Source organism: Burkholderia sp. Ac-20379, from assembly GCF_017104645.1.
Taxonomy (GTDB): Bacteria; Pseudomonadota; Gammaproteobacteria; order Burkholderiales; family Burkholderiaceae; genus Burkholderia.
The window spans coordinates 1-564 of sequence record NZ_JAAGPF010000823.1 but is presented as its reverse complement, the minus strand read 5'-3'; the positions used below and the strand labels follow the sequence as shown (position 1 = coordinate 564).

The window sequence follows — 564 nt, the reverse complement described above, 5'->3', positions numbered from 1 at the left end:
GGTGCGGGCGCGGCGCGCGGCGAACCCCGGCGGCGCGCTGGTGCAGGTGCTGGTGCGGCATCGCGCGATGCTCGTCAATGTCGCGCGCGGCGTGACCGGCTGCGCGAGCCGCGCCGAGGACGTGGTGCACGACGTGCTCGTGCGGCTCGTCGATTTTCCGGGGCAGGAGGCGATCCGGCAGCCGCTGGCCTATGTGACGCGCATGGTGCGCAATGCCTCGATCGACGTGTGCCGCCGCCAGTCGCTCGAAACCACCTGGCATGCGGACGAGGCGGCGGGGCTGGACGTGCCGTCGCCCGAGCCGACGCCCGAAGCCACGGCCTTGACGCGCGACACGCTCGAACGCATGCAGCATGCGCTGGCGCATGTGCCGGCGCGCAGCCGGGCGGCGTTCGAGATGGTGCGGGTGCGCGAGGAATCGCTGGCGACGGCCGCCGACGCGCTGGCCGTCTCGCAGACGCTCGTGCATTTCATGGTGCGCGACGTGGTGCGCCACTGCGCCGATTGTCTCGATGCGCTCGATCGCGGCGCGGCGCCGCCGGCGTTTGCGGTCGGGGCGCGGCA

General features: G+C 73.6%; 1 protein-coding gene. It reads left to right on the top strand.

All coding sequences use genetic code 11. The features are described 5' to 3' along the window. Nucleotide 1: 1 nt before the first annotated feature. On the top strand, nucleotides 2-564 hold a 563-nt coding region (locus G3N92_RS34820; RefSeq protein ID WP_206131975.1), incomplete at its 3' end, for an RNA polymerase factor sigma-70.